The organism is Mangrovibacter sp. MFB070 (assembly GCF_000705335.1).
Classification (GTDB): Bacteria; Pseudomonadota; Gammaproteobacteria; order Enterobacterales; family Enterobacteriaceae; genus Mangrovibacter; species Mangrovibacter plantisponsor.
The window spans coordinates 85,672-109,104 of sequence record NZ_JJMI01000005.1; the positions used below are offsets into that span (position 1 = coordinate 85,672).

20 protein-coding genes are annotated in these 23,433 nt (G+C 53.6%); 10 read left to right on the plus strand and 10 right to left on the minus strand.

All coding sequences use genetic code 11. The annotated features are described in order from the left end of the window. Positions 1-29: 29 nt before the first annotated feature. The 10 genes from DT73_RS02245 (at position 30) to DT73_RS02290 (ending at position 11,816) form a co-directional block, all read left to right on the plus strand. Positions 30-1,196, plus strand: a complete 1,167-nt coding sequence (locus tag DT73_RS02245) for an efflux RND transporter periplasmic adaptor subunit (protein ID WP_036103242.1) — start codon at positions 30-32, stop codon at positions 1,194-1,196. Further along, a complete protein-coding gene (locus DT73_RS02250) occupies positions 1,183-3,132 on the plus strand; it encodes a MacB family efflux pump subunit (protein WP_036103245.1) in 1,950 nt (649 codons plus the stop codon). Before DT73_RS02245 ends, DT73_RS02250 begins: the two co-directional genes overlap by 14 nt. After that, entirely contained in the window at positions 3,132-4,523 is a 1,392-nt protein-coding gene (locus DT73_RS02255) for an efflux transporter outer membrane subunit (RefSeq protein WP_036103248.1), read from the plus strand. Before DT73_RS02250 ends, DT73_RS02255 begins: the two co-directional genes overlap by 1 nt. After that, the gene (locus DT73_RS02260; RefSeq protein ID WP_152552469.1) at positions 4,520-5,767 is read left to right on the plus strand and encodes a beta-ketoacyl-[acyl-carrier-protein] synthase family protein; all 1,248 of its coding nucleotides are present in this window, start codon (positions 4,520-4,522) and stop codon (positions 5,765-5,767) included. The genes DT73_RS02255 and DT73_RS02260 overlap by 4 nt, the downstream gene beginning before the upstream one ends. Then, entirely contained in the window at positions 5,767-6,534 is a 768-nt protein-coding gene (locus tag DT73_RS25045) for a MaoC/PaaZ C-terminal domain-containing protein (RefSeq protein WP_051691240.1), read from the plus strand. Before DT73_RS02260 ends, DT73_RS25045 begins: the two co-directional genes overlap by 1 nt. 13 nt (positions 6,535-6,547) lie before the next feature. Next, a complete protein-coding gene (locus DT73_RS02270; RefSeq protein WP_036103251.1) occupies positions 6,548-6,811 on the plus strand; it encodes an acyl carrier protein in 264 nt (87 codons plus the stop codon). A gap of 1 nt (position 6,812) precedes the next feature. Further along, entirely contained in the window at positions 6,813-7,532 is a 720-nt protein-coding gene (locus DT73_RS02275; RefSeq protein ID WP_036103254.1) for an SDR family oxidoreductase, read from the plus strand. Positions 7,533-7,690: 158 nt separating this feature from the next. Then, the gene (locus DT73_RS26390; RefSeq protein WP_160173950.1) at positions 7,691-8,632 is read left to right on the plus strand and encodes a hypothetical protein; all 942 of its coding nucleotides are present in this window, start codon (positions 7,691-7,693) and stop codon (positions 8,630-8,632) included. A 16-nt stretch (positions 8,633-8,648) separates the two neighbouring features. Next, complete coding sequence (locus tag DT73_RS02285; protein WP_036103261.1) at positions 8,649-10,721, plus strand: peptidase domain-containing ABC transporter; 2,073 nt, start codon at positions 8,649-8,651, stop codon at positions 10,719-10,721. 108 nt (positions 10,722-10,829) lie between these two features. After that, a complete protein-coding gene (locus DT73_RS02290; RefSeq protein ID WP_036103263.1) occupies positions 10,830-11,816 on the plus strand; it encodes a nickel/cobalt transporter in 987 nt (328 codons plus the stop codon). A 32-nt stretch (positions 11,817-11,848) separates the two neighbouring features. Here DT73_RS02290 and DT73_RS02295 read toward each other — a convergent pair whose 3' ends face one another. The 10 genes from DT73_RS02295 to DT73_RS02340 all read right to left on the minus strand — a co-directional run bounded on the left by DT73_RS02295 (position 11,849) and on the right by DT73_RS02340 (position 23,431). Then, positions 11,849-13,300: an MFS transporter gene (locus tag DT73_RS02295; RefSeq protein ID WP_036103532.1), complete on the minus strand. Its 1,452-nt coding sequence runs from the start codon at positions 13,298-13,300 to the stop codon at positions 11,849-11,851. Between the two features lie 225 nt (positions 13,301-13,525). Then, on the minus strand, positions 13,526-14,032 hold the full coding sequence (locus tag DT73_RS02300) for an Lrp/AsnC family transcriptional regulator (protein WP_036103266.1): 507 nt from the start codon (positions 14,030-14,032) through the stop codon (positions 13,526-13,528). Between the two features lie 194 nt (positions 14,033-14,226). After that, a complete protein-coding gene (gene gabT, locus DT73_RS02305; RefSeq protein WP_036103269.1) occupies positions 14,227-15,549 on the minus strand; it encodes a 4-aminobutyrate--2-oxoglutarate transaminase in 1,323 nt (440 codons plus the stop codon). A gap of 127 nt (positions 15,550-15,676) precedes the next feature. Then, complete coding sequence (locus DT73_RS02310; RefSeq protein ID WP_036103272.1) at positions 15,677-16,801, minus strand: M20 aminoacylase family protein; 1,125 nt, start codon at positions 16,799-16,801, stop codon at positions 15,677-15,679. A gap of 2 nt (positions 16,802-16,803) precedes the next feature. Next, complete coding sequence (locus DT73_RS02315) at positions 16,804-17,730, minus strand: glyoxylate/hydroxypyruvate reductase A (RefSeq protein WP_036103274.1); 927 nt, start codon at positions 17,728-17,730, stop codon at positions 16,804-16,806. A 1-nt stretch (position 17,731) separates the two neighbouring features. Further along, positions 17,732-18,580 carry a GNAT family N-acetyltransferase gene (locus DT73_RS02320; protein WP_036103277.1) on the minus strand — a complete coding sequence of 283 codons (849 nt, stop codon included), beginning with the start codon at positions 18,578-18,580 and terminating at the stop codon, positions 17,732-17,734. 35 nt (positions 18,581-18,615) lie between these two features. Then, positions 18,616-19,947 carry an FAD-binding oxidoreductase gene (locus tag DT73_RS02325; RefSeq protein ID WP_036103280.1) on the minus strand — a complete coding sequence of 444 codons (1,332 nt, stop codon included), beginning with the start codon at positions 19,945-19,947 and terminating at the stop codon, positions 18,616-18,618. 21 nt (positions 19,948-19,968) lie between these two features. Then, complete coding sequence (locus DT73_RS02330) at positions 19,969-21,633, minus strand: ABC transporter ATP-binding protein (protein WP_036103283.1); 1,665 nt, start codon at positions 21,631-21,633, stop codon at positions 19,969-19,971. After that, positions 21,630-22,481 carry an ABC transporter permease gene (locus DT73_RS02335; protein WP_036103287.1) on the minus strand — a complete coding sequence of 284 codons (852 nt, stop codon included), beginning with the start codon at positions 22,479-22,481 and terminating at the stop codon, positions 21,630-21,632. Before DT73_RS02335 ends, DT73_RS02330 begins: the two co-directional genes overlap by 4 nt. Beyond that, a complete protein-coding gene (locus DT73_RS02340; protein WP_036103289.1) occupies positions 22,481-23,431 on the minus strand; it encodes an ABC transporter permease in 951 nt (316 codons plus the stop codon). Before DT73_RS02340 ends, DT73_RS02335 begins: the two co-directional genes overlap by 1 nt. Positions 23,432-23,433: the final 2 nt, after the last annotated feature.

Genomic DNA, 23,433 nt, shown 5'->3' on the forward strand with positions numbered 1-23,433 from the left:
GGGTATATAAACATGCCAATAGTTCAGCCATGAAAAAAACATTTTATTTATTTTTTAATAAAAAACACCTGTTTGCTTTGATGGTAATTACACTACTATTTTTTCTGCTACTCTATTTTTCCTCCACCAGCCAGAAAGCCTATATACAGCAAACGGGCATTGTTGATTATGGTGATATTGAAAGTCATGTATTAGCCACCGGGGTACTTAAGCCCTCAGAACAAGTCAGTGTCGGTGCTCAGGTAAATGGTCAGTTACATAAGTTACATGTTAAAGAAGGGGAAAAAGTCACTCGTGGGCAATTACTGGCTGAAATAGACCCAACACTACAACAAAACGAAGTCAACCGTGCCCGTGCTGAGCTGGAAAATGCGCTCATCCAAAGGGGAATAGCTCAATTAAATGTTGACCAGGCATTACGTGAGTTAAACCGCCAGAACAAGATGGCGAAAGATGGCGCAGCCATTCCCAGTGAACAGGAAAACGCACAGCTCCAGTATGACATCAATCAGGCCCAGCTTAAGGCGAACAGTATTCAGATTGACCAGGCTCGTTTATCGGTAGAAACCGCGGAGGCCAATCTCGCTTATACCAAAATTACAGCCCCGATCGATGGTGAAGTACTCGGCATTCTGACTCAGGAAGGGCAAACCATTGTCTCATCTCAGTCTGCGCCCACCATTATGATCCTCGCCAATCTGGACAACATGAGTATCCATACACGTATTTCAGAAGCAGACATTCTGAAAGTACGTCAAGGCCAGCCACTATGGTTCTATATCATTGCCGCACCAGAACACCGTTACGACAGCCAGTTAGGCACCATTCAACAGGCGCCGGATGATTTGCTGAAAGAAACCGGCAATGGGAATAGCTCAGCCTTGAATACCTCTGCGGTTTATTACAACGGTGTTTTCAATATTGCCAACCCCGACAGGCAACTCAAACCCGCCATGACGGCCCAGATTTTTATTATCACAGCGCAGGTAAAACAAGTGTTGCGCTTGCCACTCCAGGCGGTTCTGCGCCCTGGCAGCGAAAATAGCCAGTACTGGGTACAGGTTAAAGACGCCAGCCAGGTTACTGAGCGGTTAGTTACCACCGGTATCAGTAATCATGAATATGTTGAAATTATTTCCGGGTTGAATGCAGGTGAAACCGTCATTCTGGGTGAGAATACACATGCACTACACTAATTCCCCTTACATTTCCCTGAACCGGGTTTCACACCTGTTTGCTAACGGGCAGGAAACGGTGTGCGCACTCAACAACATTACCCTGGAAATCACCCGGGGTGAGTTTGTTGCAATCGTTGGCCCTTCCGGATCAGGGAAATCGACATTAATGAACATCATTGGTTGCCTGGACACACCCAGTGCAGGTGAGCGCATTATTGCCGGAACGCCAACACAACAACTTTCTGCGGAAGCGCTGTCCACTTTTCGGGGTAGCCATATTGGATTTGTCTTTCAGCGTTATCACTTACTGCCTTATTTAAATGCGCTGGAAAATGTTTGTATTCCGGCAAGTTATACTGGAATGGCAACCTCTGAGCGTAGCCTGCGGGCCGCTCAACTGCTCAATGAACTGAACCTTGGCGACCGCCTTGCTTTCCGCCCAAATCAGCTATCTGGTGGGCAGCAACAACGAGTCAGTATCGCGCGGGCGTTGATGAATGGCGCTGATATTATTCTGGCTGACGAGCCTACAGGAGCACTGGACAGTACCACCGGCCAGGATGTTATGGCACTACTCCATACCCTGAATCAGGCGGGTCATACCATTATTGTTGTCACACATGACCCGGAAATTGCCGCGCAGGCACACCGGGTTATCACCCTGCATGATGGTCATATTATTAGTGACATCCCGGCCAGCGATAACCCATGCCCCTCTGCTCCGTTGCCGCCAACCACCATGGCATGCAAACCACCTCATTTTTGGCGCAGTCTCGCCGATACAGTACAAACCGCCTGGCGTGCCCTGACAGGCCATAAAGTCCGGGCGCTGTTGTCCATGCTTGGCATCATCATTGGAATTGCGTCCGTTATTGCTTCTGTGGCTATCGGGGAAGGTGCGCATCAGCGCATTATGGCGGATATCAGCCAGCTCGATCACCAGGCCATTGAAATTCGCCCGGGTCTGGGCTGGGCCACATCAAACCGCGATTTCGATAATGCACTCAGCCGGGCTGATCTTGAGGCACTGAAATCACTGCCATTCATAGAAAGGCTATCTCCGGTCGTCAGTACCAGCGCTACAGCCAGCCGGTTTACTCACTATACTGATGCCACAATAACCGGTGTCAGTCATGATTTTCTGCACAACCAGACTTTTATCGAAGGGCAACCATTTTACGCTCACCAGGTCACCACCAGCGAAGCAATTGCTGTTATCGAATCACGACTGGCTGATGCGCTGTTTACCAACGGAATCAATCCAACCGGGCAAATTATCCATATTTCAGGTGTGCCTTTTCGTATCAGCGGAGTGGTGCGCAACGTCGAATCACGCTTTGGCGGTAACACCTCATTGCGTATCTGGATCCCCTGGACAGCCTTTATGCAGCGCTTAACGGGCGATACCCCTTTCCAGTCGATTCAGGTCAGTGTCACTGCCGGCCTGCCACTTGAACAGGCCCGGGCCACGCTGGAAAACCACCTTGAGCAGGCCCACGGGCAACGGGACTTTTTTACTGTTACCAATGACAGTCTGGAAGAAATGGTAAAAAACGTGTCCCGCTCAATGACCTTACTGACCACTGCAATTTCTGCAATTTCTTTGCTGGTTGGTGGTGTTGGCGTCATGAATATCATGCTGGTTTCTGTCACGGAAAGGATTCATGAAATTGGCCTGCGCTTATCTGTAGGTGCTCGCCCCAGCGACATCAAACGCCAGTTTCTGATTGAAGCGATGGTCATCTGTTTACTGGGAGGGATAGCGGGTATTGCCAGCGCCATGCTACTGGGAGTGTTGTTCTCCCTGCTGACCACTCAGTTCACCCTTGTATTCACCTTCACACCGGTTATCCTGGCCTGCGCCTTTTCCGCACTGGTCGGTCTGGGATTCGGTTATTTCCCGGCCCGGAATGCAGCACGCATGAACCCGGTTACCGCACTGGCGCACCAATAATGTTAAGACTGATTACACTTCTGCTACTGCTGCCGGCCCTGAGTGGATGCGGAGCCTGGCTCAGGCACAACGCGGCTCCGGCAGAGATTTCTCTGCCACCCAACTGGCGTGCCAGTAACACGGGTGTAGGTTACCTTGAAAATAATGAAAACTGGTGGCATGCCTTTGGCGACCCACAACTCTCCGGGCTGATTGCTCAGGTTTTGACACACAACAGTGACCTGGTGATTGCCGGTTTACAACTGCGCCAGTCCCGCCTTGGCACACAACTGGTTAATACCAATCTGACTCCTGATGTCGGCGCATCTGCCAGCGCCAGTAACAGTCGGCAATTGCGGTCAAACACCCCTTCAGTAGAGAGCTACAGTGCTGGTTTTTCTCTGAGTTACGAACTGGATCTCTGGGGCAAACTGGCTCGAACCCGGGAACAAAGCCACTGGAGCAGCGAAGCCAGTGCTGAAGACCTGCAAAACACCATACTGATGCTGATTGGCACCACCGCACAACACTACTGGAATATTGCCCGGCTCAATCAACTTATCACCCTGCACAATACTCGGTTACAGCTCGCAGAACGCACCAGCCAACTGGTCGAAACCAAATATCAGGCAGGTGTGGCAGGTGAACGTGACCGCTTAACCAACCAACAAACGCTATTGGCGCAACGGCATCAGTTACGCACGCTGGGTGAACAGTTGGAAAACGCCCGTAATGCACTGGCACTTATCTACAACCAACCCAACCTGAACCAGGCTCCGGAAATAGACGCGCTGGACACCGGGCAGGACATTGGTGTCCCCCTGGCTCTGCCAGTCGAAGTTATTGCCCGCCGCCCGGACGTGCGCGCTGCCGAGTGGCGCTTACGCGCAACCCTGGCGGGTAACGATGTCGCCCGGCTTAGCTTTTTCCCTTCGCTGACTCTCGGTGCCAGTCTGAATGCCGGGCACACACTATTCAGCCAGTGGTTCAGCAACCAGAGCCTGGCACAAAGCCTCACTACCAGCCTGCCATTCCTCCAGTGGCGTACCGTACAACTGACCATTGCCCAGTCAGAGCTGGAGGTTAAACAGGCAGAAGAAAGCTTCCGTAAGCAGGTTCTCAGTGCCCTGGTCGAGGTTGAAGATGCTCTGGCACAACGTGAAACCAGCCATATTCAGCGCGAAAACCAGCGCACTACGCTCGCTATCAGCCAGCAATTACTGGTACTGACCCAGTCACAGTACGACGCCGGTCAGGTGGCATTGCAGGTATTGCTCGATGCTCAGGACAACGTTTTAAACCAACAAATATCACTGATTGAAAGTCAATACAGCTACCTCACGGCATCCATGAAACTGTGGCAGGCCATTGGGGGTGGAGAAACCCAGTCCACTGGAGAAAAGGAATCATGAGTAAAACGGAATTAAAACGCGTTGTAGTCACCGGTTATGGTGCGGTGACTCCATTGGGGCTATCAGCCAGCACAAGCTGGGAAGCCATCATGAATTACCAAACCGGTTACCGGCTGGTGGATAAAAAAACCGCAGGCATTGAGTCCGCTTTTTTTGGGTTGGTCGACCAGGAACCGGCATTAAAAAACGTCCCTTCCGCCATCCGCCGCCGCTTGCCGCGTTTTGCCCGCCTGGCAGTCAGTGCAGCCCAGGAAGCCATGGCAATGGCTTTTGGTGAACAACCACTGGCACAATCACATGATCCTTTATCTTGTGGGGTGATCATTGGTAGTGGCTGGGCCGGTATTGACGATGCTTACGCTAACTATGCAGGCTACCAGCAAGCGGGCGCGGGTTCAGCATTCAGTTGTTTTCATGCCATGCCCAGTGTGGCAACCAGCGCCTGTAGTATGTTGTGGGGGTTACGTGGCTACCAGAACACGCCTGTCGCCGCCTGCGCCACCGGCACCATCGCCATTGGTGATGCATTCGAACAAATCCGTACTGGCCGTATGTCGATGATGCTGGCGGGTGGCAGTGAATCTCTGCTTTCTGATGCTTCTGTCTGGATGATAGATATTCTGCAGGCACTGACACATGAAACGCAGGATATTACTAAAGCCTGTTGCCCATTCAGCCTGGACAGATCCGGTTTTGTGTTGTCGGAAGGTGCGGCCATATTGTGCCTGGAAGAGCGTGAAACGGCACTGGCGCGCGGGGCGCAGATTCTTGGGGAAATCAAAGGCTATGGTAACTATTCAGATGCTTTCGACTTTACCGCACCCGCTCCGGACAAACGCGCACGCATTGCAGCCATGCAACAGGCAATAGCACAGTCAGGCCTTAGCCCACATGATATCGGCTATATCAATGCCCACGGCACATCCACACCACTCAATGACCTGAACGAAACAGAATCCATTCACCAGGTGTTTGGCGACAAGGCACCTCAGATCCCTGTATCCAGTACCAAATCCTACAGCGGGCATTTAATTGCTGCGGCTGGCAGTTTTGAAACCATTGTCTGCCTGCAGGCGCTGCAACATGAGGTTCTGCCAGCAACACTACACCTGAAACGCGCAGACCCGGCATGCGACCTGGATTACATACCGGAAGGCCACCGGTACTGCCGTGTCGACAACACACTGAATCTGAGCTTTGGCTTCGGTGGTGCAAACGCAGCGCTGATTATCGGGCGGGCATAATGAACACCTGTTGTTTTACCCGCCAGCAAAACCAAAGCTGGGCCCATTTTTCCGGTGATTATAACGCCATCCATTTTGAGCTGGCCGCTGCGCAAAAAGCAGGCCAGCCCGCGCTGTTAGTACATGGTATGCGTGCCATACTGGATTTGCAGCAGCGTATAAGTGTTCCGGCACCAGGCCTGCAGAACGCTTTACTGCAATTTTCGGCCCGGCTGCGGGCACCTGTTTTGTGCGATGCGCTGTATCAGATTGAGGCTGAGCACGGGAAAGCGCTCCTGATTCACCAGGAAAGCGGCGAAAAGTGTCTCCAGAGCCGCCTGGGCATTGCCTGCCAGGTTGCTGCTCCTTCCCCGGTTTTCCGCCAGGAAATACCACAATCGCAACTGGCAGCCTTACAGCATGAATGGCCACAAGATTTATCTTGCCAGCCATGGGCATTTCTTGCCGGTGTGTTGTTTCGCCAGCAATTACACACTCCCTGGCATTTCCCTTTTTTGACTGACACTCCACAGGACCTGCCAGCACCGTTAACCCGCTTATTCAGCACTGCGACGGTCGTGCACACACACCAGGACATCACCTTTCCTGCCCGGCTGTACACGGGAGAATTACCGTTACACTCAGGCCTGCAACTCATATCAGACCACCCGCTGCTCATGGGCTCTGCGCAATCTGGGTGGGTTATCCAGAACACGCTTCACGCCACTCAGCAAGGTGAACTGGCAATGCAAATACGCACCACACTGAAAGCCACCACATCCACATAAGGAATTGATAAACATGGAAATGACAACCCAACTGTATACCGCTATACGCGCCACTATTGCTGATGCCAAAGATATGGAGATTGAGCAAATCCAACCGGAAACCACACTGGGTGCATTGCAACTCGATAGCCTGGATTATGTGGAGTTAATGGTCCTTGCCAAACGCGACTTTAAGAAAAATATCAATATAGACACCATTGCTGCATCACCGGATATGTCACTGGCAACGCTGTGCCAACTGGTCGCAGATGCTCCAAATACCGGAGGTGCTGCGTAATATGTCCAGTTCATGGGTGTTAATTACCGGCGGCAACCGGGGGATTGGGCATGCACTGGTCACAGAAATGTTGTCCTGTGCCCCGGTTATCGCGACATCCCGCCGGGGCAATCCACCGGGTAATCCACCAACCGGAAAACACTGGGTCAAGTATGTTGCCTGTGATGGCAGCCATCAGCCTGCTGTTGATGCTCTGGCTCCGGAATTACTGGCAAAATATGGTGCGCCTGCTGCCATTATTCACAACGCCGGGGTAACCATGGATAACCTGCATATCCGCCAGTCAGGTGAGCAATGGCGCCAGGTAATGGAAACCAACCTGAATGCCATTTTCTACTGGAACCGGCACCTGATCCCCGCAATGATGGCTGAAAGGCAGGGAGCCATCCTGCTGATGTCTTCTGTCAGTGGCCTCAAAGGCAATATAGGGCAAAGTGCCTATGGTGCCAGTAAAGCCGCACTGGTCGGTCTGGCAAAATCTCTGGCGCTGGAAGTCGCTCGTTTTGGGATTAGGGTAAATTGCCTGGCTCCCGGTGTCATTGACAGCGAGATGACCCGCGCCCTTCCCCCACAAGCGATGAAACAACTGCTCGCCGGTATTCCTTTGCGCCGGGCTGGCTCTGCGGAAGAAGTCGCCCGCGTAGCCCGCTTCATGATTAGCGATGACAGTAAGTATATGACTGGGCAAACGCTGGTGCTGGATGGCGGTATGAGCGCCTGAAGTTGCAGAATGATATTCAGCACAATGCGGTTATCCCGGTGGAAGACTACGCGGGAGTACAGGCTGGTTCTGTCCTGGGGTATACGGGGCATTGATGCCACCCTCCGCCAGTGGCATCAGGCCAGCCTGGTCAATGGAATGAAAAAGAGAGAAATAAAGTGACCTTATTTGAGCGCTGGCTCATGTTGGCTGCCAGTACAACCCGGCACACCACCACGCGCCTGTGGGCTTCTGTTAAACGGAAGGCAGACTGGCGAAAGTGGCTGTTTTCCCACCTGGATTACCGTGTAATTATCCGGTTTGCCCGTTTTATGCCAGCCATGTTGGCCGCCAGGGGGCCCTGCCATCGGGGGTTTGAGCAAACGCATCGCCATATTTTGGGGCGGGCGAACCCCACCCGCTACCGCGATTGCATAATTCGCCAGAAAGTACTGCGCAACAGCCTGGTCTATGGCAACCCGGCATTAATGAAGCAACTGACCCAATGTGCCAGCAAAATTCGCCAGTTTATTGATGGACAGGCGTTGCCCTGCCTCCCTATTTTTGCACCGATGCACACAGTGTCAGATGTGCTGGCCGGGGCGCTACCCGGTTTTGTCACCGGGAAACCCATTACGGTGGTGTCAGTCCATGATGATATTGGCTCATCTGTCCACACTCAGCAAAACAACACTTTTGGCCTGGCTCTGGAGCAATTTGACCCAGGCAAATTACAGGGTGATAACGGAACCACGCTGGCCAGTCTGGTCGAGAGGTTGCTCGATCAACAAACCAGCCTGGTCATTTTCCCCGATGCCTTACCAGAATGCACCACTCGCCTGGCAGGGCGCACGATGAACACCCAGACCATGACGTTATTTGGCAAAACAGCCGCCATCCACACAGGCCTTGCGACTTTCAGCCGGGTCGTGAAAAACCCGGTGCTGTTTTATTGCCTGTTTATCAACGGCCAAAATGAGCTGGACGTGGATATTCTGGATTACACGGCATACCGCGAACTTCACGGAAAACTGCCCGCCATTATTGAACATGCCATACAGAAATACAGCCACGAATGGCTGCTCTGGCATTACACCTCATTTTTCTATTTCCATTCTTAATTGCCAGGACAAATCTATGAAGAAAAATAAGCTGCACGCCCCTGAAATGGTATTTCAGGGAGAAATTGCTGAATGCGGCCTGGCCTGCATCACCATGTTATTAAATACTCTGGGAACAACCACTTCACTGGCCGGGTTACGCGAGCGCTGGCCAGTTTCACAGGCAGGAGCCTCACTGGCCACACTGGTGCATATTCTTGGTGATTATGGGCATACTGCGTGGCCGGTCACTTTTAATGTGCAAGATATCAATAAGCTCCCGGTTCCCTGTATTTTGCATTATGGTGGCAACCATTATGTCTACGTCTACAGCCGACACGGGAAATATTTCCAGGTGCTTAACCCGGCAACAGGTTGCTTTATGTTATCCGGAGAAGAGCTCGCAGCCTCTGCCACCGGCTATGCAGTGATTCTGGAAGAATGCGTATACCACAACACGGTAACCACTGGTGCTATCGCTCCCTCACAAAGCTGGCTGGGCACGCTGAAATTTCCTGGCATGGTAAAGCGGTGTGGTGGTGGTGTTGTTCTGGCATTATTTGGTTTTGTACTACCCATATTATTCGCTTCTGTGGCAGGCAACCATACTCTGATAGAACAACAGGGTGGTAACAGCGTATTTCTGGGCATTTTGGCGCTGTTTGGCTTTGTCTCACTGCTACAATACTCTCTTGGCCGTTGGGGGCTTTACGCTGCGTTAAACGCCGCACAAAAATACAGCCCTTATATTTTTGGCAAGCTATTCAAAAAAAACACCGACTACTTTGAAAAACGCCCACTGGGAGATATCAGGCAACGTTTTTCATCAATTAACAGCACGATATTACAGCGTGAACAAACACTGAATGGCAAATACTGTGCATTATTTATTGCTGTTGTCACTCTGGCGATCATGGCTGTGCTCCATATTTGGCTGATGTTGTTCTCCCTGGCCACCATGTTCATTTATGGCATTGCCAGTTATTACTTCGCCCATATAAAAAAGAACCTGACCCAGCAGCTTGAAGAAAGCGGTGCCATTATGGAGTCATTCACGCTGGAGGCAATTAAAGGTGTGCTGGCTATCCGCGCAGGAGACCTGCGGGAAAAAATGGTGGAGCGCTATAACGATATACATCGCTACACATTGGGGTATTTTGAGAAGCTGAGCCTGGTCGATTTACGCCAGACCACCTGTTTCTCTATTCTGGGTAATATTGATACCGTACTGTTCCTGTGGATAGCCTTTTACAGTATCAATAATCTGGGTCTGGCTTACACCACAGTAATTGCATTCTATTTCTTTCGCAAAATAGCGTTAGATAACGTCTCACAATTTTATCAGGCGTGTGTGGCGTTGAAACTGCAAAAAGTAGCGGATGAGCGCATCAAAGACATGCTCAATTATCAGGAGATAAACGATACTGCCATACCAGCCAGCTTCACCACCGGGTTCCAAATACATAACCTTGCTTTTGGCTACGATGCCCGGCAATCGGTTTTAGATAATGTGACACTGGCGGTCAACAAAGGCGATAAGGTAGCACTTACCGGGGTATCCGGTAGCGGTAAAAGCACACTTCTGAAAGTTATGGCCGGTTTGTATCCCACTCAACGCGGTACGTTTTACCTGGATAACATCCCGGTGGACACCGCCGCGTTAAATACGCTGTATGCCAACATGTACTATCTGCCTCAGGAGCCCCTGATTTTCGAAGGCACACTCTATGAGAACCTTGTCTGGTACAGCGGTAACCAGGCCGATGAAAGCACCTGCCGGACACTGCTCGAACAACTGGGGTTACTGGCTGTAATTGATGCCCTGCCCTGCGGTTTAGCCACTCGCATGTCATCAAGTAACACCTTATTTTCCTCGGGGCAGTTACAGCGCCTGATGGTATGCCGTGCACTGTTATCTGCGAAACCCATTCTGCTGCTGGATGAACCCACCGCCAATCTTGATGCTACATCTGCTGAGCTGATGTTCAGCACCTTACTGAATAGTGACAAAACACTGCTGATTGCCACCCATGACAACTCAGCGCTGGCTAACTTTGACCAGGTTTTACAGGTCAGTGATGGACGCCTGTCTGCCGCCCAACAATGTTGATACAACACCAGCCTCAGGCAACGTTATGATTTACTGAGGCTGGCGACAAAAAACTGCCTGCCAACACGTTATTACGCCATACTCTCTGCACTAAACCGGAGAACAGTTATGGTGACACACTCACTTTCCCGCGCCACCCGCTATACCGCGCTCCCCTTACTGGCGTTGGCAGTGCTTACTGCGGCGATTTTACTGCACGCTCACTGGGGCGCATTTTTGCAATGGTGCCTGGCTGTGCAAATCTCGCTTCACCGCTACCTGGTGATGTACTTGCTGCAACTGAATAACCACCAGTATTCAGGCGGGATGTGGCTCCTGGTGGGTTCGTTTATGTACGGAGTGCTGCACGCCATTGGCCCGGGGCATGGCAAATTTATCGTCACCACCTGGATTACCACCCACCAGGAAAACACAGCAATCACGCGGATTGTCCCGTTTGTTGGCAGCCTGCTTCAGGGCGTCAGCGCGATTCTGTTTGTGTTTATTCTGGCGGTAGGGTTTAACCTGGCGTCTGGCTCACTGAGCCAGAGCCGCTGGTATATTGAGAAAATCAGCGCGGTGTTTATTGGCCTGTTTGGTCTGTGGGTAATTTTCCAGGCACTGAAAAGCCTGCAACCCCGCAAACTCACCATTAGGCGTATTCAGCCAGTTCCTGGAGCAGCACATATAATGCACAACCACACGCACCATGAAAGCTGTGGCTGCGCACATCACCATATTTCTGCCGTGCCACTGGCTCAGGCCAGTTGGAAAACCCGGCTGGGCGTGATGTTTACTATCGGTGCCCGCCCTTGTAGCGGAGCCATTATGATCCTGATGTTCGCCAACGCACTGGGCATTGTGACCTGGGGAATTGCCGCGGTCATGACCATGGCGCTGGGTACCGGTTTATCCATTATGGGGCTCTCTCTGGCAGTGCGCTACGCACGGGAGAAAACACTGGCGATGTTTGGTGGCAATACCGCCAACCGCCAGTGGCTGTTGCCCTGTATCCGGGTGCTGGGTGGGATAATACTGGTGCTGTTCGCCACGGTACTGTTTTTAACGGTTATTCCAGTCAGTGCCAATGGCGATTATATTGCTGCCGGGTGTTAATGTTGTGGCGGGCCTGGGCTGCCCGCCACAGGTTATTTTTTCTTTTGTGACACATTAATTCCGGCGTCCGGCGCCAGGCGGGTGATATCCCATAAGCCAATGGCAGTGAGCACGCCAATCACCACAAAGCCCAGGCGAAACGCCATCCCCGGTTGGTGTGCAACATTTTCTGGCAACCAGGATGTCAGCAGGCTTCCCGCTCGAATACTCAGTGCACCCAGCGTAACACCCAGCCCACTCGCCAGTTGCAAAGAGGTACTGAACAGGGTGTTTGCCCCACTCATTTCCTGGGCCGGTACTTCAGCAAATGCCAGCGAACTGATGCCGGTAAATTGCATTGAGCGGCTGAGCCCGCCCCAGAACAGCATCACCAGGGTGAGAATACGCGGCGAATCCGGGGTTAACAGCGCACAAACCAGCAGCGACAGGACACACAACACCCCATTGCCCAGCAACAGTTTCCTGAACCCAAAATAGCGAATCAGTGGCGTGGTGGCGGGTTTCATAGCCAGGTTACCGGCAAACACGGCCAGTACCAGTGAACCGGCGTGAAAGGCATCCATGCCAAACCCAACCTGGAACATCAACGGCAACATAAAGGGCGCGGAACTGATAGTCGCCCGCAGTACAAAACCGCCACGCATGGTGACACGAAACGACGGCACACGTAGCGTGCGCAGTTGTACCAGTGGGGCTGAGCTGCGCAATAAATGGCGTACCGCCCAGGCGAGAAACACCAGCCCCATTACCAGTAACCCGGCCCCATACCAGGGGTTTTCATTTTGCTGGCTGAACACTTCCAGCCCGGCAACCAGGCACAGCATTGACAGGCCCACGGAGAAAAAACCCTGGGTATCGAATGGCTGTTTCTCCACCGGTTTCTGGTTGCTCATCATCTTTAATGAACAGGCAATCGCTGCCAGCCCAAAAGGAACATTGAGAAAGAAAATCCAGTGCCAGCTGGCATAAGTGGTAATAAAGCCACCAATGGGTGGCCCCAAAATAGGCGCAACTAATGCCGGCCAGGTAAGAGTGGCAATGGCGGTAATCAGTTGATCTTTGGGTGTGGTGCGTAATACCACCAACCTGCCAACCGGCACCATCATGGCTCCGCCAATCCCCTGGATAATGCGCATCACCACAAACTCAGTGACGTTTTGCGTTAACCCACAAATCAGAGAAGAGAGGGTAAAAATCAGCAGTGCGGTACTGAACACAGTACGGGCGCCAAACCGCTCTGCCACCCAGCCACTGGCCGGGATCAGTACCGCCAGTGTCAAAAGGTAGGCGCTGATACCAATATTTAAGTCTACTGCGGTCACCCCAAAGGCTTTTGCCATATCGGGCAATGCTGTGGCGATAACCGTGCCGTCGAGAAACTCCATAAAGAATGCGCTGGCCACTAACAATGCGAGGCCAGAAATCGCCCGACGTTTTTTTTCCGGTTGCGTGCTGTTGTCGGTCGAAGAATCAGAAATTGCCATTGTGGCTTCCCCTTTGCCAGGCCCCATCTGGCTATTGGTATGATAAATTAATTACATGTTATACCAGAACAGCGGTTCAAAACGCTGTTCCAAAAGGGATACACAGTATTAAAAAAAAGGAAATAATCAGCTCTGCAAACTTTGGTCCGTAAACCCCAGGACAGCAGCACAAGCAGATTGCCCGGCAAAAGTGACTAACCCGCCATGAAAACGGCGGGTTAACGGTCAGAATTCAATTTGTGTGTGGCGGGAAAGCAGTGTGCGCAGCGGCACACTGCTTTTTAAGATTGGCGATTTAATCACAATGTAACTGAAGTATTTATCGATCCCGATACGCGCATCCAGCATCTTCTCAATAACATCCTGGTAGTGCTCAATGCTGCGGGTAATAAAACGAAGCAGGTAGTCATAGCCGCCGGTAATTAAGTGGCACTCCATCAATTCGTCAACGTCGCGGATAGCGTTTTCGAACTTCACAAAATCTTCCCGCCGGTGCCCTGCCAGCGTGACCTCAGTAAACACCGTTACCGAATCAGTTATTTTGGGGAGATTGATATGTGCTTCATAGCCGGTAATAAACCCGGCTGATTCCAGGCGTTTAACCCTCTGTAAACAGGGGCTGGGTGAGAGCCCTACTGCATCGGCGAGGTTAACATTGCTGATACGGCCATCTTTTTGCAGTTGCACCAGAATATTAATGTCGATGCGATCGAGTTTTAATAAGCCGTTCATAGCACCCTCATTGTTGTTATTCCCTTAATATTTCAGGTTTCAGGCTGCCCTGAAACGCAGATTATTTTGGGTATAGATTGCGCAGGTTTTCTCTTGATATACCACGCTTTCGGGGCGTTGCACCAGCCTCAATATTCAGGATGGCTGCAACGCATTTCCGTAAGAAAACTAACAATATCAATGAGGAATACACATTAGCCTAAGCGGCCTGTTGCTCGCGCCAGAGCGATATCAAAGATATGCAGCGCTTCTTCAAGCTGGGAATCGCTGGTCACCAGCGGGGCCAGGAAGCGAATGGTGTTGCGGTGCAGCCCACATTTAATCAGCAACAGCCCTTCCTGGCAGGCACAATCCAGAATTTTCTGAGTTAATTCAGCATCCGGTTTACCTGTTTCTACATCAATGATTTCCGCTGCCTGCATAAAACCCAAACCGCGTACTTCGCCAATGCAGATATATTTCTCTGCCAGTTGCCGCAGGCGGCTGTGCAACCGTTCACCCAGTTCCACAGCCCGGGCAAGCAAATGCCCCTGCTCCATTAAATCCAGTACCGCCAGTGCTGCCGCGCAGGCCAGCGCGTTACCACCATAAGTTCCGCCCAGGCCACCAGGTAATGGCGCTTCCATCAACTCTGCCTTGCCCACCACACCAGAAATAGGCAGGCCACCGCCTAAGCTTTTCGCCACAGTCACCAGATCCGGCACAATGCCCATTTGCTGGAAAGCGAACAGTGAACCAGTGCGCCCGAACCCGGTCTGCACTTCATCACAAATCAGTAAAATGCCATGCTTTTCGGTTATCTCACGCAGTGCCTGCATAAAACTGGCGCCAGCAGGCAGGAAACCGCCATCGCCCTGCACCGGCTCGATGATAATCGCCGCCACCCGCTCAGGCAGAGTTTGCACGGCAAACAGCGTTTCCAGCGCTTTAAGGCAGTCGGTTTCAGTTACGCCGTGGTACGGGTTGGGAAAGGGTAAGCGGTAAATATCTGACGGGAACGGGCCAAAATTCTGGCGGTAAGGCTGGCTCATGCCGGTAAGTGTACAACCCAGCAATGTCCGGCCATGAAACGCGCCATCAAACGCAATAATGCCGCTGCGCCCTGTCGCCGCCCGGGCGATTTTGACGGCATTTTCTACTGCTTCCGCTCCACTGGTAAAAAAGACGCTCTTAAAGGGGATATCGCCACCCACTAACAGGCTCAGGCGCTTTGCCAGTTCAATATACCCGGGGTAACCCACCACCTGAAAACAGGCATGAGAAACCATTCCCAGCTGTTGCGACACAGCACTCACCACCGCCGGGTGGTTGTGGCCCACATTCAGCACACCAATCCCGCCAACGAAATCCAGATAGCGGTTACCTTCAACATCCCAGACTTCGCTGCCTTTCGCGCGCTCAATAACAGGCTGATGAGCCGTGACCACTCCGCGGGGAACATAAGCCGCGCGGGTATCAAGATAGTTTGCGTTATCCTGCCAGGTGTCCTGCTGTTGTTCAGCCATTACGTTTTGCATTTGGTTACCTCATCCACATGACAATCCCTGCATTCAGTATCGCAACAGGCCCATTCCACAGGCTGCTGTAATTCCCGCCTCGGCAGCATTTGCTGTTAAATTCCACGGCGTAAGTGTCAGGAAATTTTTAGCTCAGGCGTGTGCGCGCCAGTTCGCAGAACCAGCGCACGCCCAACGGAATCACATCGTCGTTAAAATCGTATGCTGAATGGTGCAACGGGCGGCCAGGCCCGGAACCCAGCCAAAGATAAGCTCCCGGGCGGGAACGCAGCATGAAAGCGAAATCTTCGGATGTCAGCGCGGGCGCCGGGGCTTCTTCGGCAACGAGGCCTGCCGCACGGGCCGCGGCAAGTGCTACTTCGGCCTGCTCAGGGGTGTTAATCGTCGCGGGATAATAACGGCGGTAGTCCACTGCCACTTCCAGGCCATGTGCGGCGGTAATATGGTGTGCCAGCAGGCGGAGCTGGCGCTCTATTGCGTCTTGCGCCTTGGGGCTGAAAGTACGCACCGTACCGGTAATCGTGGCCTGTGATGGGATCATGTTGTGCGAACTGCCACCCTGAATTCGTGTCACACTTAACAACCCCGGCTCACACGGGTCTGTCACCCGGGCCACCACAGTATTCAGTTGTACCACCAGCTCACTGGTCGCCAGCAAGGTGTCATGGGTGAGATGGGGCTGGGCTGCATGGCCGCCCGGGCCGGAAACGGTGATATCAAAGCGGTCTGCCGCTGCCATTATTGGGCCAGGGCGAGTACGGGCAGCCCCCACCGGCAATTCCGGCCAGTTATGCAAGGCATACACTTCATCGCAAGGGAAGCGGGTAAACAGGCCATCATCAATCATCGCCTGAGCCCCGGCCAGCCCTTCTTCCGCTGGCTGGAAAATAAAATACAGCGTTCCCTGTAACCGGGTGTCCTGCGCCAGTTGCTCTGCCGCTCCCAGCAGCATCACTGTATGGCCATCATGCCCGCAGGCATGGCACACATTATCTTTACCACTTCGCCAGGCCTGCTCGCCCTGGTCTGCCATTGGCAGAGCGTCCATGTCGGCACGCAACCCAATACTGCGCCCACCGGTTCCCCGGCGTAACACCCCGACAACGCCGGTTTGCCCGACTCCCCGGTGCACCTCAAGGCCCAGTTCCGTTAAATACTGAGCCACACGCTCTGCGGTTTGGTGCTCCTTAAACCCCAGTTCCGGGTTGCTGTGTAACTCTCTACGCAACGCCGTCAGGTGTTTGAAATCCATAATTAATATCCTCGGTTACGTTCAATAACGCCGTGCATTGGCGCACCATGTTGCCAGCGCCGGATATTCTCCAGCAATGCGCTGGCTGCGCTTTCAACCTGGGTCTGGCTGGCGATATGCGGCGTTATCCAGACCCCCGGGTGCTGCCATAATGGGTGGGTAGCCGGTAATGGTTCCGGGTCGGTGACATCCAGGATTGCCGCCTGTAACTGGCCGTTTTCCAGAGCAGCCAGTAAATCGGTGTGATTCAGTTGTGGCCCCCGCCCGGCCTGCACCAGTGCGGCACCGGCAGGTAACTGGCTGAACAGATCAGAATTGAGCAGGCCCCGGGTCGTTTCGGTTAAAGGCAGCAGGCACACCAGAATATCGGTGCGCGCCAAAAAACCCGCCAACTGTGCCTGCCCGTGCCAGCAAGCCACACCGTCAATTTCATGGGGCGTACGGCTCCAGCCTCCGCAGTCAAACCCCAGCGAACGCAGTTGCCGGAGCGCGGCCTGGCCCAGTTCCCCCAGCCCCATCACGCCGATACGGCGGGTGCTGGCGAGCGGGCAGGCATGCGCCAGCCACTCGCGTTGCTGCTGTTGGTGTAAATAACGTGGCATGCCGCGATGCAGTGCCAGCACAGCAAATGTGATGTACTCCACCATGCCCTGCGTCAGGCCAGGCTCTATCATGCGCACCACTGGCAGGTCTGCGGGTAGTGCGGCGTAATCAAACTGGTCTGCTCCGGCGCCAACAGAAAACAGGGCTTTCAGGTGGGGAAAATGGTGGGCGATGTTCTCCGGCGGCTGCCAGGCGACCAGAAAATCAACCGGTTCGTCATCGCCAGTATCTGGCCACAAATGAAACCGGATATCCGGTGCGTGTTGTGCAAGCCATGCAGCCCACTGCTGGCCCCGCGCAACCTCAGATTTATAGACAATTTTCATATCAGCCCATTGCCTGTGTCATTAACCCAAAAGTTTGCGGGCCGCCGGGCTCAGGTTGCCAGGGAGTGCCCCGCACCATTAACACAGGCGCATCGACAACCGCCAGACCACAACCGGTAAGCCACTTACTGAAAGGTAGCGTGGCATCGCAATCCACCCGCACAAACTCTCCTGCCAGCCGGGAAAGGTGATGCGCCACCAGGTCACAAACCCGCTCTTCCTGGTAACCCAGAATCGGGCCAATTGCGTACCCCCGCCCAAAGTGGCGTTTCACTGCCACCGCCTGAATCGTTCCGGTGGCATCAGTCAAAACTTCAGGGCTGCCAGACACCAGTAAATCAGCAAAAAGTTGTGGCCGGTACATGCCGTTTGCAGCCTTGTCCAGCGCCGTAATCGCGGGCAGGTCGTTTTCCGTTGCCGGGCGAATGTGCCAGCCAGGTGGTAATGCCCGCGCCTGTAATACCGGCAGAAAAGGTGTCTGGTGTTGGTGAATCATGCCGATGGCAGTAAACCCATATTTCTCATACAGGCCCTTGCCCATTTCCGTGGCGTGGAGGCGAACATTACACCCCTCAAGCTGTGACAAAATGGCAGACATCAGTGCTTTGCCAATCCCTTTTCCTTGCAGGCGTTCATCCACAATCACCAGCCCGACCATAGCCAGTTGCCCACCCCAGGGCCAGCACAGGACTGTACCAATCACGGTGTCCCCTTCCAGCGCCACCATGCCTTTCCCGTGCTGCCAGGCCTGCAACCAGTCTTCACGCCGGTGAGGCCATTTCAATTGCTGGCTGAGGGCAAACCCCTCAGCGATATCCTGTTCCTGCATTGGGCGTAACGTCACGCTCATGTGTTGTGTCTCCTTGCGGGCAGTCTGCACGTCAATTACATCATTCCGGGGCTGTTCAGGTTGCTGCCGTCCACCAGCCGGGAGTAACGGAATGGAGCCGGGTCGACAACAGGTGTGATATCCGTTGCCAAATCGGCAGCCAGACGCCCGGCACCCGGACCTATTCCAAAACCATGCCCACTGTACCCGGCAGAAACCACCAGGCCTGGCAATTTATCAATTCGTGAAATCACCGGAATGGCATCGGGTGTGCTGTCTATCATACCGCCCCAGGCCTGAGCGACCTGGAGATTCGCCAGCGCCGGGTATTCGCTGCGCATCGCAGCCAGCCCGGACTGCACCATATTGTGGTCAGGTTGTGGGTCCAGAATACGTACTTTTTCAAACGGTGAGACGCTGTCCAGGGACCAGGATCGCAAGGACTCTGGCCCGCGGAAAAACGGGGCTATCCCCGGTGAAATGGTCAGGTTTTTACGGCGCGATTTGAATGTTGGCCAGAACTGGCGCACATAACGGAGGCCCTGCGCACCTGGCTCCAGCCGCCCGCGGCCAGATACCGCAACCGTGTAACTGCCATCCAGTTGTGGCCGGCAGGCAAAACGCCCGGTATAAAAAGGTACTGTAATAGCCTGTTCAATTGGCTTAGTTCGAAAGGCAGTACCTATCACATTCCCCATGGGTAAATCGATACCATGGCGGCGGCAGAACAATGAAGTCCAGGCCCCCGCAGCAACAATCACCCTTGATGTTTTGATAAGCCCGCGTTCAGTCCACACTCCACTGACGGCACCACCACTGATATCCAGGCCCCGCACAGCGCATTGCTGAAATAACATCGCCCCACGCGCAACGGCAGCGCGCGCCAGGCCAGGAGCCGCCCAGGCAGGTTCCGCATAGCCATCCGTCGGTGAAGAAACGCCGCCTAACCAGGCTGTAGAGCTACCAGGCGTCATCGCCTTCGCAGCACTGGCCGTTAAGATATGGCTTTCCACACCGTATTGTTTGGCAATGTGCCCCCACTTTTCCCAGGCGTCAATTTCGCTCTGATCCTGGGTGGCGTACACCAGCCCGGAGCGGCGAAACCCCAGATCCTCACCCGTTTCTCGCTCCAGTTCCGTCCAGCGCTGTAAGGCATAAATAGATAACGGCAACTCGCGCTCATCGCGGTTTTGCTGGCGGCACCAGCCCCAGTTACGGCTGGATTGTTCCGCGCCCACCAACCCTTTTTCCAGCAAGACGACGCGCAACCCCTGTTTAGTCAGCTCCCAGGTGGCGGCACTACCGGCAATACCCGCGCCAATAATCACCACATCTGCAGAGTCGGGAAAATCGGTACTGTCCTGTACATAACGTAACGGTGCAGGCATAAATGTGTATCCCCTTAAGTATTATTCCGCTTTCAGCACGTCTTCATGTTCATCCAGCCACCCCTGCCGCAGCTCTGGAACTGCCCGTTTCAGGCGCTCAAAGTAGAGAACAGAGGAGGGTTTGTCGTAGTCATCGCGGGACAGTTGGGTAACAATCTGCCCTTGTTTCATTACTACAATGTCATCGCACACTGCCCGTACCGCATGCATATCATGGCTGATAAACAGCACGGTCAGCCCCAGCTTGCGGCGCAATTCGCAAATCAAATCCAGCACGGCTGCCGCCACCACGGTATCCAGTGCAGAAGTCACTTCATCGCAAATAATAACTTCCGGCTCCGCAGCCAGTGCCCGCGCCAGGTTGACGCGTTGTTTCTGGCCGCCAGAGAGCCCGCCAGGCTTACGGTGCATAACGGAATGAGGCAGGCGCACCAGGTCGAGCAACGCTTTCACCCGCTGCTGCAGCTCCGCCCCCTGTAATTGGTGAAACAACGCCAGTGGGCGCGCCAGGATTTGCCCCACAGTATGGTTAGGGTTCAGCGCGGTATCCGCCATTTGGAAGACATACTGAATGCGGCGCAACTCATCGGGTGTACGTTGCTGCATCGCGTTATCAATATAATGGTCGCCAAACAGCAGGTGCCCTTGCCAGGCCGGGTTCAGCCCGGCAATCGCATGGGCCAGCGTAGTTTTTCCCGAACCGGATTCGCCAATAATGCCAATGGCCTGGCCGCGCCAGACTTGCAGATTAATATCATCAAGAATTCGGATGGCAGGCACGCCTTCGCTATCACGAACGCCATATCCAACCGCCAGATTACGCACTTCCAGTAGCGGGTGAATGGTTGCTTCAGCCGGGTTCCAGCTACTGGGCCGTTCAGCCTGTCGGGCCGCAGCCATTAACGCGTGGGTATATGGTGACGACGGGGCGCTGAGTAGTTGTTGAGTGGTACCGTATTCGGCGATTTGCCCTTTCAGCAACACCAGAATTTTGTCGGCCATTTGAGCCACCACCGCCAGGTCATGGCTGACATAAATTGCCGTCATGCCACGCTCTGCCACTACCCGGCGAAACGCTTTCAGGACTTCCACCTGAGTTGTCACATCCAGTGCGGTAGTGGGTTCATCGAGGATAACCACCTCCGGGTCGCCTATCAGTGCCATGGCAGTCATCAGGCGCTGCAACTGCCCGCCAGACACCTGGTGCGGGTAGCGTTCACCAATGGTTTCTGGCGAAGGCAATGCCAGTTCACGAAATAACGCCACCGCTTTGGCAATAGCTTCACGCCGGGAGAGGATCCCGTGGATCACTACACTTTCGATAACCTGGTCGATGATTTTCATGCAGGGATTAAAAGACGCCGCCGCACTCTGGGCAATGTAAGCCACTTTTTTGCCACGAAAGCGCTGTAACTCGCGCGCAGACAGGCGCATCACATCTTCATCCACAACGTGAATACGCCCATCAGTTATACGGCAACCGTGGCGGGCATAGCCCATTAAGGCCATGGCAATGGTGGTTTTACCCGAGCCAGATTCCCCAATCAGCGCCAGCACTTCACCGCGTTGTACCGTAAACTGGATATCGCTGACCAGGTCGATATCTTCACCACGGTCGTTTTTGGCTGTTACTCTCAGGTTTTCAACAGCAATTGCTGGCAAATTATCGTGTAACATGATGCTCATGCGCCTTCCTCCACCAGTTGCAGTGGCCCGACATTACGTAAATTGTCGATAAACAAGTTCGCGCCAATGGTCAGGCTGGCAATAGCCAGAGCAGGCATCAGCACCGCAGGTGAGCCATCAAATAACCCCTGCAGGTTTTCCCGCACCAGTGTTCCCCAGTCGGCGTCTGGTGGCTGAACACCCAGCCCCAGGAAACTCAGGCCACTAAGTAGCAGTACGATGTAGACAAAGCGCAGGCCAAAATCCGTCAGCATGGCGTGCACCATGCCGGGCAGAATGTCATGCAAAGCGATATACCAGCGCCCTTCTCCACGCAGCCGTGAAGCACGCACGTAATCCATATTGCGCAGGTTGCCCGCCATAGAAAACGCAATGCGGTAAGCGCCCGGCCAGTAGGTAAAGACAGCGGTTACGACCAGCATGGGTAACGATGAGCCAAAGACAGCAACAATCAGCAGCGACAACACTTTGCCTGGCAGTACTAACAAGGCATCGTTGACGCGGCCAAGGATCTCCTCCAGCCAGCGGCCAGTGACCGCCGCCAGCAGCGCCAGCAATGTACCCACCAGGCTTGCCAGCACTGCCGCGGTCAGCGCCAGCCCAATAGAGAAACGGGCACCAACCAAAATCCGGCTCAAAATATCCCGCCCCAGGTAATCCGTACCCAGCCAGTTTTGCGCGGTGAAACTACCGAGAATTGGCCCCGCACCAATATCCGTACCGCTGTGTGGTGCGATATACCCCCCGAATAACGCCATCACTATCCAGAACAGTGAAATAACCAGCCCCACCCGGCCAGACAACGACAGCGCCATAAAGAAACGCCAGGGTAACAGTAATCGGCTCATCATCCCCTCCATTTCGGGTTAAACGCGATAGTCACCACGTCGGCAATCAGTAACAGCACCAAATAACTCAGTGCGAACAGCATCACGCACAATTGCACCAGTGGCAGGTCACGGTTACTTACCGCATCCACCAGTTGGCTCGCCATGCCAGGGTAACTAAATATGCTTTCAATAATGATCACACCGCCAAACAGGTAAGCGAGACTCAACGAAATAGCATTGGCGATAGGGCCAACTGCATTTGGCAGTGCATGACGCAACACAGCACGTAACGGAGAGACGCCTTTGAGTAATGCCATCTCCAGCCACGGGCTTTCTAACTGTTCAACAATGGCGGCACGGGTCATTCGCGCCATTTGCGCCACCAGCACAAAACAGAGTGTCAGCACTGGCAGAGCATAGGTTTTCAGGTAATTCAACAGCCCTTCGCCTCCGCCTAACGACATGGCGGAAACCCAGTGCAGTTTCACGGCAAAAATCAGTACTGCGACAGTGGCGACCAAAAACTCAGGCACCGCCACACATCCCATCGTGCTGACCACCAGAATACGGTCCAGCCAGCTGTCACGGTACATTGCCGCCACAATGCCAATCACCAGCGCGACCGGTACAGACACCAGGGTTGTGGTGCCCGCCAGTTCGAAGGTGGCGGGAATACGCTGCGCCACCAGTTGTGCAACCGGTAAGTTGTTGGCAAATGAGGTGCCAAAATCGCCTTGCAACATATTCCATAACCACAGGAAGTAACGCACCACCAGTGGCTTATCCAGGCCAAGTTGCGCACGTAACGCCGCAACCGTTTCGGGCGTGGCGTTTTGCCCGAGCATCAGTTGCGCCGCATCGCCTGGTAACAGGCTGGTGATAAAAAACACCACTGCGGAGACAATCAGCAAGGTAAGTAACCCGGCACCTGTGCGCCGGGCAATGAGTTGCAGCATAAAGCGATTCATGG

What these genes read in the sequence shown, in the direction of transcription:
- gabT (WP_036103269.1), bottom strand. Translation starts at nt 15,549, where the DNA reads ATGCAAAACGTAATGGCTGAACAACAGCAGGACACCTGGCAGGATAAC.
- DT73_RS02320 (WP_036103277.1), bottom strand. Translation starts at nt 18,580, where the DNA reads ATGAGCGTGACGTTACGCCCAATGCAGGAACAGGATATCGCTGAGGGG.
- DT73_RS02335 (WP_036103287.1), bottom strand. Translation starts at nt 22,481, where the DNA reads ATGAGCCGATTACTGTTACCCTGGCGTTTCTTTATGGCGCTGTCGTTG.
- DT73_RS02300 (WP_036103266.1), bottom strand. Translation starts at nt 14,032, where the DNA reads ATGAACGGCTTATTAAAACTCGATCGCATCGACATTAATATTCTGGTG.
- DT73_RS02330 (WP_036103283.1), bottom strand. Translation starts at nt 21,633, where the DNA reads ATGAGCATCATGTTACACGATAATTTGCCAGCAATTGCTGTTGAAAAC.
- DT73_RS02275 (WP_036103254.1), top strand. Translation starts at nt 6,813, where the DNA reads ATGTCCAGTTCATGGGTGTTAATTACCGGCGGCAACCGGGGGATTGGG.
- DT73_RS02245 (WP_036103242.1), top strand. Translation starts at nt 30, where the DNA reads ATGAAAAAAACATTTTATTTATTTTTTAATAAAAAACACCTGTTTGCT.
- DT73_RS02325 (WP_036103280.1), bottom strand. Translation starts at nt 19,947, where the DNA reads ATGCCTGCACCGTTACGTTATGTACAGGACAGTACCGATTTTCCCGAC.
- DT73_RS25045 (WP_051691240.1), top strand. Translation starts at nt 5,767, where the DNA reads ATGAACACCTGTTGTTTTACCCGCCAGCAAAACCAAAGCTGGGCCCAT.
- DT73_RS02250 (WP_036103245.1), top strand. Translation starts at nt 1,183, where the DNA reads ATGCACTACACTAATTCCCCTTACATTTCCCTGAACCGGGTTTCACAC.
- DT73_RS02295 (WP_036103532.1), bottom strand. Translation starts at nt 13,300, where the DNA reads ATGGCAATTTCTGATTCTTCGACCGACAACAGCACGCAACCGGAAAAA.
- DT73_RS02270 (WP_036103251.1), top strand. Translation starts at nt 6,548, where the DNA reads ATGGAAATGACAACCCAACTGTATACCGCTATACGCGCCACTATTGCT.
- DT73_RS02340 (WP_036103289.1), bottom strand. Translation starts at nt 23,431, where the DNA reads ATGAATCGCTTTATGCTGCAACTCATTGCCCGGCGCACAGGTGCCGGG.
- DT73_RS02310 (WP_036103272.1), bottom strand. Translation starts at nt 16,801, where the DNA reads ATGGATTTCAAACACCTGACGGCGTTGCGTAGAGAGTTACACAGCAAC.
- DT73_RS02285 (WP_036103261.1), top strand. Translation starts at nt 8,649, where the DNA reads ATGAAGAAAAATAAGCTGCACGCCCCTGAAATGGTATTTCAGGGAGAA.
- DT73_RS02290 (WP_036103263.1), top strand. Translation starts at nt 10,830, where the DNA reads ATGGTGACACACTCACTTTCCCGCGCCACCCGCTATACCGCGCTCCCC.
- DT73_RS02315 (WP_036103274.1), bottom strand. Translation starts at nt 17,730, where the DNA reads ATGAAAATTGTCTATAAATCTGAGGTTGCGCGGGGCCAGCAGTGGGCT.
- DT73_RS02260 (WP_152552469.1), top strand. Translation starts at nt 4,520, where the DNA reads ATGAGTAAAACGGAATTAAAACGCGTTGTAGTCACCGGTTATGGTGCG.
- DT73_RS02255 (WP_036103248.1), top strand. Translation starts at nt 3,132, where the DNA reads ATGTTAAGACTGATTACACTTCTGCTACTGCTGCCGGCCCTGAGTGGA.